The organism is Polaromonas sp. P3_C2 (genome assembly GCF_056402675.1).
Map to the genome: position 1 here is coordinate 1 of NZ_JBFUGX010000081.1, position 9,730 is coordinate 9,730.

The following is a 9,730-nucleotide window of genomic DNA, read 5'->3' on the forward strand; positions in this document are numbered from 1 at the left end:
GCTTCATGATGTCCGGCGCCGTCAGGTTGATGTTGCAAGGCGGAAACTCGTTGGCCACGTAGAAGGTGTCGGGTAAATCCGGGTAGAAGTTCTTTCCCGGTGCCATGTTCTGGTATTCGACGTAGGGAATGGGCACCGAGATGTACTGCGGCAGCTTTTGGCCTTGCAGTGCGGCGATGGCCGCCTTCAGGGCCACCGAGACCAGGCCAGGCGACTGCGCGGCCGAAGCGCCTTTGAGGCCRTCCTTATGGTACTGATGGACCATCTTGCGAAAGCCATTTTCCCCTTCCGCACCGATGGGCACGAACGGGTGCTTGGCCTCGATCAGCGCACGAATGGTGCCGTTGGATCCAGCCTGCGTGTAGATGCCGTTGAAGCGGCCATGCACGGCAATCGCGTCGGCCGCTACCTTCTGCGAAGTGCCGTCGTCCCAGTTGCCCACCACTTCGATAATCTGGACCTGCTTGTGCTTGTCCATGATCTCGCGGAAACCGAGATGGCGGTCGCGGTCCACCGAGTTGCCCGGCAAGCCGCGAATCTCCAGAACCTTGCCGCTGGTCACGCCGTTCTTCTCCAGCCAGCGGCCCATCAGGCGGCCCATTTCCAGCTGGTCTTCGTTCACCTGGATCACCTCGTCGGTGTCGAGCACATTGTCGAACGGGATCAGCACGACGCCAGCCTCTTTGGCGCGCTTGATCACCGGCTTGAACGAGGTGGGCGACACCGCGATCGTGAGGATGGCGTCGAAGCCCGCGTTGATGAAGTTGTCGATGGCGCCCAGCTGCGCAGCCACGTCCGTACCGGTGGACACGACCTTCAGCTCCTTGATGTGCGGCTTCATCTCCGGCGTTGCTGCATAAGCCTTCAGCGACTTGATCATCTGGATGCGCCAGCTGTTGCCGGCATAACCATTGGCCAATGCGATGCGGTACGGTCCCTTCTTGGCCGGATACTGGATGGTCTTCGTGTTGCCGGAGAACGGCTTGAAGCAGGCCGGCTCGTAGGTTTGGGCCAACGCCGGCGCGCCCAGGCCGGCCAGTGTTGCGGCCGCGCCCGCGGCCAGAATATCTCGTCTCGTTTGCATGCTTGTCTCCTGTTTAGAGTGTGCCGGTCTCTGAAGCCGGCGAGCTGACAACGGCGCAGGATTGCGCGAAGCATTTGGCCAGGGCAAAACTTGATCAATTCATTTTTGGTCTGGCCATATCGGACCGCATCAGGGCTTTCCCTTGACTTGCGCCGCTTCGAAGGCTGCGTCGCCCCCTCAGGCCCCAAGGCGCCGCAGGCGGGTCAGCCTGCCTGCGACACCAACACCGACGGCGAGCTCCAGGAGCGGGGCGACATGACAATCCGGAAGTCCTCGATCGTCGCGTTGCGGCCGCCAAGTAACGTGGCTTCGCGCTTGTGGAACTCAGGATCGGAGAAAGTAATGCTGTCGCGGACGATGGAAACGAGGACGTACTTGCCACCGTGGGCGATAAACTGGAATCCGCGTTCCTGCACAGATCACGTCAGCATGATTGGCCCTGCGCAGCGGTCAGACGGGTAACTATATATCTGCTAATTTGGACTGACCACTCTCGGCGGCCAACTTTCGAATCTCGGAAAACCTGGGGAGACCCCCAGCAGCGGAAGCGGTACTTTCGCAGCCTCTGATACTCCGTTCAAAATTAGTTCCGGCATCTCGCCATCAAACAAGGCCGGCCCGGCCAGGCGGTCGACCCAGTTCAGAAGCTGCATGCCGCAGTACACCACGTGGCGCCCACGGATGGTGATGCGCAACCCCCGGCGGTGGCGCTGGAAGACGGGCTCCCCCACCGCATCCTCGAAAGCCTTCAGCCGGTGGCTGGCGCCCGACAGGGACAAGTGACAGCGGCGCGCAGCTTCCGACAATGAACCCGACTCGRCGCAAAGCACCACGAGCCGGATCGAAGCGAGGTCGAAGCGTTGAAGGTTGATAAATTTGGTCATGCCAATTTTTTTGAATGTACCAATTTTGGTCTGACCAGACAAGGTTTTTCCACCACAACTTACCGGCCATGGCCACGCAGGGGCACCGCCCGACGGTATGATCCTTTCGTTACACCTTCCCCGCCATGAGAGTTACCAAGCCTGCCGAACCCCGTCGCCTGTATCAGCAGATCGCCGATCAGATCAGGGAACTGATCGCCAAAGGATCGTTCCAGGTCGGCGACCGTCTGCCGGCCGAGCGCGAGCTGGCATTGCTCCTGGGCGTGTCCCGCCCTTCGCTGCGCGAGGCATTGATCGCCCTGGACGTCCAGAGCAGTGTCGAGATCCGTGGCGGCTCGGGTGTCTACGTCTGCCCGCAACCCAAACGCACTTCCGGGAAGGCCACACCCGCACTCGGCGAGAGCCCAAGGGAACTGATGCAGACGCGCTCCGCCCTGGAGAGCGCGGTGGTGATCCTTGCCTGCGCGCGCGGCACCCCTGAGCAGCTCAAGCAGCTTAGGACGATCGTCACGAGAATGAGGGCTGAAACGGATCGCAACCGCGCCCCGCTGGATCTTGATCGACGCTTTCACATGACGCTTACGCAGATGAGTGGTAATTCCGTGATGGCCCGCATCATCGCCGAGTTGTTCGATGAACGGCACAGCCCGATCTCGGCCAAGCTGTCTTCGAAATACGAGAACCCACGCACCTGGAAGGCTGCGCTGAAGGAACATGAAGCTATTCTCAGCGCTCTGGATGCACGCGATCCGATAGCCGCACAGGCTGCCATGCTCGCCCATCTGCGCGCCTCCGAGCTGCGTTGGGTGGGGGACTGACCCCGTCCCCTGAGGCGTGCATCCACGAGCGCACGATGCGCAGATTGCTATCGCTCGCGCCGGAAATTGAATTGGTGCCGGGCCCGAGCCGAGCCTAGCATCGCGCGTACCCCCCGCCGCTGCACATCGCAATTTAGGAGACGATTCACATGAACATGCAAACCCACTATCCCAGCCTGAAAGACCGGTCCGTCCTCATCACCGGGGGGTCGACCGGCATCGGTGCCACCCTGGTGCGGCAGTTCGCAGCGCAAGATGCGAAGGTCGGGTTCATCGACATCGACGTGGACAACGCGCTCGCCCTTCAGGCAAGTGTGGCGAAGGAGCTCGGCAAGCGCGTGCATTTCATGCGCAGCGACGTCACCGACACTGACGAAATGCGCCAGGCGATCAAAGCGCTTCGCACCCAGATCGGGCCGATCCGGGTGTTGCTGAACAACGCGGCCAACGACGAGCGACACCTGATCGAGGACACGACACCGCAATACTGGGACGCGGGCGTCGCCGTGAACCTCAAGCACCAGTTCTTCGCGGCGCAGGAAGTCGCGCCAGACATGAAAGCGCTGGGCGGCGGCTCCATCGTCAACTTCGGCTCGGTCAGCTGGATGCTCAAGCAAGGCGGCATGCCGGTTTACACCACCTGCAAGGCAGCCGTGCAAGGGCTCACCAGGAGCCTGGCGCGAGACTTCGGACCCTTCCGCATTCGAGTGAACACCCTGGTGCCGGGTTGGACCATGACGGAAAAACAGTTGCGGCTGTGGGTCACACCCGAGTCCAAGGCAGACCTGGCCCGTGCGCAATGCCTGCCGGGGGATTTGATGCCTGAACACATTGCGAAGGCGGCGCTGTTCCTGGCTTCCGACGACAGCGAGATGATGACGGCGCAGGATTTGGTTGTCGATGGAGGGTGGACATGATCGATGGGCCACCCGAAGGATATTGAATTCCATCGAAATCTGACAAGGGCGGCCCTACCAGGAGGATAGCGACGCCCCAGAATTGAAAAAGCCCTTGAATCCGTTAGGAATCAAGGGCTTGCGCATCTGGTGGCCTGGGGCGGAATCGAACCACCGACACAAGGATTTTCAATCCTCTGCTCTACCGACTGAGCTACCGGGCCTGAGCCTCAGATTATATATCACCCGAAAGGGGTGTCCGGCCCCCTGGGTCTTCAAGGTCAGACGCCGCGTTTGCCGCGGGTCAGATCCACGCCGAGTTGCTTGAGCTTTCGGTAGAGGTGGGTACGCTCAAGACCGGTTTTCTCCGCCACACGGGTCATGGAGCCGCCTTCCTTGGCTAAATGAAATTCGAAATAGGCTTTTTCAAATTCGTCACGCGCGTCGCGCAATGGTTTTTCCAGCAGAAAACTCTGCGTGGCCTGCGGTCCCAGGTCAACAGGTGTCGGCAAGGTCCCGCCGGTCATCACGGCTTCTACCGTGAGGTCGGCTGCGTGTGCCGCGGGGCTGCTGTTCATTACGGCGGGTTTGCGGGGAGCTGCCTTGGTGAGGCCCTGCTCCACCGCCTTCAGGAGTTTTTGCAGCGTGATGGGTTYCTCAAGAAACGCCATGGCGCCGATCTTGGTAGCCTCGACTGCCGTATCGATCGTGGCGTGGCCGCTCATCATGATGACGGGCATGGTCAGCAAGCCACTGGAAGACCACTCCTTGAGCAGCGTCACGCCGTCAGTGTCGGGCATCCAGATGTCCAGCAGCACCAGGTCGGGCCTGGAACGTCCGCGGGCGGCACGGGCCTGAGCGGCGTTCTCGGCGAGCTCGACCTGATGCCCTTCGTCATTAAGAATTTCTGAGAGAAGGTCGCGTATGCCCAGCTCGTCGTCGACCACCAGAATATTTGCCATGATTGAATTGCTGCCTGCCTGTTATTGCGAATGCCGTGCGGATATCGAAGTGTTACTGAATGTGTTGTTAAGCCACAACTGCAAATGATAACGACACTTGTGCCCCTTGCACCAAACCGTCTGCCACGCGGTTTGAAATATCGATGCGGGCTCCGTGTTCATCTGCAATTTTTTTGACGACCGCGAGCCCCAGACCCGTGCCCTTTACCTTGGTCGTGACGTAGGGCTCGAACGCGCGTTTGAGGATATGTTCGGGGAAGCCCGTTCCGTTGTCGCGCACCGTCAGACGCACACGCCTGGACGTTTCAGAGTATTCGGTCTTGAGCGTAACCCGTCCGTCCTCCTTGCCTTCCTGCGCATCCTGGGCATTCTGCAACAGGTTGTGGATGACCTGGCGCAGCTGCTGGTCGTCGCCCTGGATTTTCGGGGCCTTGGGGTCCAGCTCTGTGACGACCGGAACCGCGGCACTGCCGCTGCGCAGCTCACTGTGACCGTCGCTGAGGTAGAGCTGCATCACGTCGTTGATCAATGCATTGAGGTCAACAGGCTTGAGCTCGGCCGCCGGCAGGCGGGCGTAGTCGCGGAACTCATTCACCAGCCGCTTCATTGCGTCGACCTGGTCAACGATGGTCTTGACGGATTTGGTGAGCAGCAGTTGCTCAGGTTCGCCGACCTTGCCGGTGAGCTTCATTTCGAGGCGCTCAGCCGACAGCTGGATGGGCGTGAGCGGGTTCTTGATCTCGTGGGCCAGGCGGCGCGCCACCTCGCCCCACGCCTGCGCGCGTTGGGCCGACACCATTTCGGAAACATCGTCAAACACCAGCAAAAACTCTTCGGTGCCCGGCATCTTGGCGCCACGGGCGATCAGCGTGATGGCGTTGTCGGGCGCACCGGGCACGGCCGCGTTGAGCTCAAAAGACTGCTGCCAATGCTCAAGCCCGTGCGGCGCACCATCGCTGAGGTAATCGGTGAACTGGGCCAGCACATCTTTGGCAAACAGGCCCAAGCCTGGCACTTCGCCCAGCGATTTTCCGTGGTACGCCGCCAGCGGCGCACGCAGGATGCGGGTAGCCCCAGGGTTGCTGGACTGGATGCGGCCATGCACATCCAGCACGATCACGCCGGCGGTGAGGTTGTCCAGAATGGTCTGCAGGTTGGCGCGCGCGGCATCAACCTGGCTCATGCTTTGCTGCACTGCCGAGCGGGCATCGGCCAGCTGCTGTGTCATGTCGGCAAAAGAACGCGTGAGCCCGCCCAGCTCGTCCTTGCCCTGCAGGGCGGCCTTGGGTGTCAAGTCGCCCTGGGCCACCTGGCGCACGCCCTCCGCCAGCACCAGCAGCGGCTTGGCCAGCTGGTTGCCCAGCACCACGGCCAGCAGTACCGCACCGAATACGGCCAGGAACAAGCTGAGCGTGAGTGTGCCYATATACATCTTGCGCAGGCCGCCGCGTGCCAGCGCGCGCTCCTGGTATTCGCGGTTAGCTTCCTGGACGGCGACAGCATTGGCCACCAGGCCCTCAGGCAGCAGCTGGGTCACCTGCAAAAACCGCGCGTCGCCCAGCACGTTCACATTGGGGTTGTTCACCACGGCAATCGCCTTGACCCGCGCAACGGCCCCCGGCGCGGTACCGGCAGCCCCACCTGCGGCCAGCTCGCCGTTGCCGGCAGACACCACCTCATCGAGGCCTTCAATCTGCGTGACGACGCGCTGCGTGCGTGCCGTGCGCAGTTGCTGTACTGAGGGGCGTTCGGGTTTCAGCAGAAATCTCGACTCACCTGCGCTGGCTATCACCTGGCCCGAGGGGCTCCAGAGCACCACATCGCTGGCCTGGAGCTGGTCGCGCAGGCGTTCAAGTGCGAGGCCAGCCATGGCGTCCGGCGTCTCGGCAATCTGGGTGGCGGCCTGCCGTGTCTTGTTGCCAAGGTCGGCGGCCAGGGTGTCCAGCGTGGCCCGGCCCAGGTTCAACCCGGCCGCCAGCGCCCCCTCCACTTCCACATCAAACCAGCTTTCAATGGACCGCGACACAAACTGGTAGGACACCACATAAATCATCAGCCCCGGCATGAGGCCGACCAGCGCAAAGATGGCGGCCAGCTTGACCAGCAGCCGGCTGCCGAAGCGGCCGCGGTACAGCCGCAGGGCAAGGCGCGCCACGATCCATCCGATGACCAGCAGCAGCAAGCCGGCAACGGCCACGTTGAGCACGAAGAGCAGTGCGTAATTGCGCTCGTACAGCTCGCGATTGCCGGTGGCCTGCGTCAGCAGGAACATCAGCACCAGGCCGAGCGCCGCGATGGCCCCCACGCCGACACCGACCGTCCAGCGAAAAGCCTTGCTGCTCTTGAGGGAGCCGCCACTGACCTGCAGGTTCACTTGACGCCCTCGGCGCTGGAGACCACAGGCGTGGCGGGCTCCAGTTTCAGCCGCTCCCTGACCTGCGCGGAGATATTCCAGTCTTTTTGCCCGGCTACCCCGATCTGGAAGGGGCGCGGCAGCTGCGTCAGGTCGAGCCTGAAACTGAAATCAAGCTTGTGGGCGGCGTCGGGGTCAACCTCGGCCGCATCGGCGATTTTCCAGCGCGCCACGCGCTGGATGGCAGACAGGGCCTCGGGAAGGGTCTCGTAATTCTGGTTCAGTGTGGCGCGCAGGCCCGCCGAACTGGTGATGAGGCCCGAAGCAATGTTGACGCGCCAGCGGCGGGTCAATGGCTGGTAAGCCAGGCGAACGGTGCGGGCCGCACTGGCCACGCGCGGGTCCGTCCAGTACCAGCGGTCGCGGTAAATGTCGGCTTCGACCACAAAAAACATCGGGATCCCCTTGAGCAGGGCGTCTTCCACGACCGCCGGAAGCTCAAACCGGACCTGCGCAGACAGGTGAACACCATCGTCACCGCGCTCCACGCGCAGCTGCGTGATCTCGGTGGCCGACGCCGATCCCGGTGCGGCCATCGCGATGCAAAGGCACAGTCCCGGCAGAAAACGCCCCACGATGCCCACCGCACGCCGCCAGCTGTCAGCGGCTGCGCTTTTCAAGGAGGGCGTAATAGAAACCGTCGTGTTCACGCATCAAATTGTCCGGGAAGACCGTCGCTCCGACGCCACTTTGGGGGAGCAAATGCCCCGGCGAAGGCTTTAATAAGGCGTCGGTGTGGTGCGTAAGAAACGTTTGTATCTGGTTGTCGCCTTCCGCGCGAAAAACTGAACAGGTGCAATACAGCAGGCGCCCGCCGGGCTTGAGCAAAAGCCAGAGCGTTTTCAGCAGATGCGCCTGGATGCCGGCCAATTGGGCGATGTCCGTGGGCCGGCGCAGCCAGCGTACATCCGGGTGGCGCCGCACGATGCCCGAAGCGGTACAGGGCGCGTCCAGCAGGATCGCGTCGAATGCCTGCCCATCCCACCAGGAATCAGGCTGGCCGGCATCGCCGACACGTATGTCAGCCTGCAGACCCAGGCGGTGCAGATTCTGCTTCACGCGCTCGCAGCGGCGCGCATCAATGTCCAGCGCTGTCACGTCGCAATCGGTCAGTTCAAGCAGGTGAGCGGTTTTGCCGCCCGGTGCAGCACAGGCATCCAGCACTTTCAACCTCCCGGCTTCACCGCCCTCGGCTTTCAAATCATCCAGAAGCAAAGGCGCAGCCAGCTGCGCCGCGGCGTCCTGAACCGAAAAATGCCCTTCCGCAAAGCCCGGCAACGAGCTAACGGCCTGCGCACGGGCGAGGATGACACCATGCCTGCCGACCGGTGTTGCTTCAATATTGATAGCTGCCAGCGCATGCTGGTATTGGGCTTGAGTCGTTTTTCGCTCATTAATGCGCAAGATCAGCGGTGCCTGGGTATTGTTGGCCTGCAGTATGGCCTGCCAGTCCCCGGGGTGATCCTTGCGCACCCGGTCTATCCACCACTGGGGATGGTTCCACACGGCCTGCGGGCTTTTCTCGGTGCGTGCCACCAGCTCCTCGCGTTCGCGCAAGAACCGGCGCAGGCAGCCGTTGATGAAACTGGCCTGGTGCTGCGTGGCATCCCCATGCTTGGCGGCTTCCACAGCCTGGTCAACGAGCGTGTGCGCGGTGTAGGGGGCGCCATGTTCCGTCCAGATCAATGCCAGCGCCACGCATAGCAAGGCGTCGGCCTCAGGCGGCGGCGGGCGGCGCGCCAGTTGCTGGCGCAAGGCCTCGGCGCGGCCCAGCCAGCGCAGGGTGTGAAAACCCAGCGCCTGAACGCCGGGCCGCAACGCGGCGTCCACATCTTCCAGCGCGGCGGTCATGGACTGGCCGTCACGAACAGCCATTAGCAGGGAGGCAGCCCCTTGCAGCTGGCGCCACAGGGGGACTTGGGTCGGGTTGTCTTGCATTTGTCTCACGGATACCGCCCGAAGGGGACGGCAACCTGTATTAGACCAGTAGCAAGTCCCCGCTGTGCCACTCCGAATTGCAAGCTGGGGCCGCGGGACCGGCTTTGCCGGACCGCAGGCGCAGCGGCCCCCTCGGGGGGCAGGGAKTTACGCGAAGCGAACGACCGTGGGGGCTAACTGAGACTATCTGCCCAGATATTGCTGGCCCAGTTCAGCGCGTAGACGCCCTCAAGTTCGGTAGGCCCGGCGCTGACGCCGCCGGAGCCGGCTACCGCCTTGAAAGTTTTCTCTGCCACCACATACTCATGCACGCTGGCCACATGGATCACATTCTTGTTGTCGACAAAGCTGTAGCAGGTATTGGTGAGCATGGGCGCGGGGTTGACGTCCCAGCCCGAGAGCTGGGCCACGATCGCGGCGGCCGCCACCTTGCCGTGGTTGTTGGCCATGTGGCCGCTCTTGGGCATGGCGGGCGCGACCTGAATGGAGTCGCCGAGCACATGCACATCCTTTGCGGCAGTGGATTCAAACGTCAGGTAATTCACGCCGCACCAGCGGTTGTTGGCCTGGTTGTTGAGGCTCGCCTGCACGGCAATCGTGCCGGCACGCATGGAAGGCAGCACATTCAGCACGTTGGCCTTGACATCGTCCTGCACATCGAACTTGATGATCCCGGCTTTGGCGTCAACCGCGGTGGCCTTGTGCTGGCCGCGGTATTCGATGATGCCTTTGTAC

At 62.3% G+C, this 9,730-nt stretch carries 9 protein-coding genes, 1 tRNA gene and 1 pseudogene; 2 read left to right on the forward strand and 9 right to left on the reverse strand.

What is annotated here, in order from left to right; translation table 11 throughout:
- From AC1DWI_RS05565 to AC1DWI_RS05575, 3 genes and pseudogenes are all read right to left on the reverse strand, one after another.
- Nucleotides 1-1,084, reverse strand: a 1,084-nt coding sequence (locus AC1DWI_RS05565) for a sugar ABC transporter substrate-binding protein (RefSeq protein ID WP_477724504.1), incomplete at its 3' end; no start/stop codon positions are given.
- A 254-nt stretch (nt 1,085-1,338) separates the two neighbouring features.
- A pseudogene (locus AC1DWI_RS05570) lies at nt 1,339-1,503 on the reverse strand (dehydrogenase); the annotation flags it as partial.
- A 54-nt stretch (nt 1,504-1,557) separates the two neighbouring features.
- Nucleotides 1,558-1,968 (reverse strand): helix-turn-helix domain-containing protein, encoded by a 411-nt coding sequence (locus AC1DWI_RS05575; protein WP_477724505.1) that lies wholly within the window; start codon nt 1,966-1,968, stop codon nt 1,558-1,560.
- Nucleotides 1,969-2,093: 125 nt separating this feature from the next.
- Here AC1DWI_RS05575 and AC1DWI_RS05580 point away from each other — a divergent pair, with 125 nt between their 5' ends.
- Nucleotides 2,094-2,786: a FadR/GntR family transcriptional regulator gene (locus tag AC1DWI_RS05580; protein WP_457282638.1), complete on the forward strand. Its 693-nt coding sequence runs from the start codon at nt 2,094-2,096 to the stop codon at nt 2,784-2,786.
- A gap of 149 nt (nt 2,787-2,935) precedes the next feature.
- Nucleotides 2,936-3,703 carry an SDR family NAD(P)-dependent oxidoreductase gene (locus tag AC1DWI_RS05585; RefSeq protein WP_477670189.1) on the forward strand — a complete coding sequence of 256 codons (768 nt, stop codon included), beginning with the start codon at nt 2,936-2,938 and terminating at the stop codon, nt 3,701-3,703.
- Between the two features lie 127 nt (nt 3,704-3,830).
- Here the strand turns inward: AC1DWI_RS05585 and AC1DWI_RS05590 are convergent.
- The 6 genes from AC1DWI_RS05590 to AC1DWI_RS05615 all read right to left on the reverse strand — a co-directional run.
- Nucleotides 3,831-3,906 (reverse strand) — tRNA-Phe (locus AC1DWI_RS05590).
- Nucleotides 3,907-3,963: 57 nt separating this feature from the next.
- On the reverse strand, nt 3,964-4,644 hold the full coding sequence (locus AC1DWI_RS05595) for a response regulator (protein ID WP_477724506.1): 681 nt from the start codon (nt 4,642-4,644) through the stop codon (nt 3,964-3,966).
- Nucleotides 4,645-4,711: 67 nt separating this feature from the next.
- Nucleotides 4,712-7,018, reverse strand: a complete 2,307-nt coding sequence (locus AC1DWI_RS05600) for an ATP-binding protein (protein ID WP_477724507.1) — start codon at nt 7,016-7,018, stop codon at nt 4,712-4,714.
- On the reverse strand, nt 7,015-7,677 hold the full coding sequence (locus AC1DWI_RS05605; protein ID WP_477670191.1) for a DUF4390 domain-containing protein: 663 nt from the start codon (nt 7,675-7,677) through the stop codon (nt 7,015-7,017). The genes AC1DWI_RS05600 and AC1DWI_RS05605 overlap by 4 nt, the downstream gene beginning before the upstream one ends.
- Nucleotides 7,658-8,995, reverse strand: a complete 1,338-nt coding sequence (gene rsmB / locus AC1DWI_RS05610; RefSeq protein WP_477670222.1) for a 16S rRNA (cytosine(967)-C(5))-methyltransferase RsmB — start codon at nt 8,993-8,995, stop codon at nt 7,658-7,660. The genes AC1DWI_RS05605 and rsmB overlap by 20 nt, the downstream gene beginning before the upstream one ends.
- A 173-nt stretch (nt 8,996-9,168) precedes the next feature.
- Nucleotides 9,169-9,730: FCSD flavin-binding domain-containing protein (locus AC1DWI_RS05615; RefSeq protein ID WP_477724508.1), on the reverse strand; the 562-nt coding region annotated here is incomplete at its 5' end.

Bases quoted from the DNA above. Each gene is read 5' to 3' on its own strand.
- AC1DWI_RS05580 (WP_457282638.1), top strand. From the start codon at position 2,094: ATGAGAGTTACCAAGCCTGCCGAACCCCGTCGCCTGTATCAGCAGATC.
- rsmB (WP_477670222.1), bottom strand. From the start codon at position 8,995: ATGCAAGACAACCCGACCCAAGTCCCCCTGTGGCGCCAGCTGCAAGGG.
- AC1DWI_RS05585 (WP_477670189.1), top strand. From the start codon at position 2,936: ATGAACATGCAAACCCACTATCCCAGCCTGAAAGACCGGTCCGTCCTC.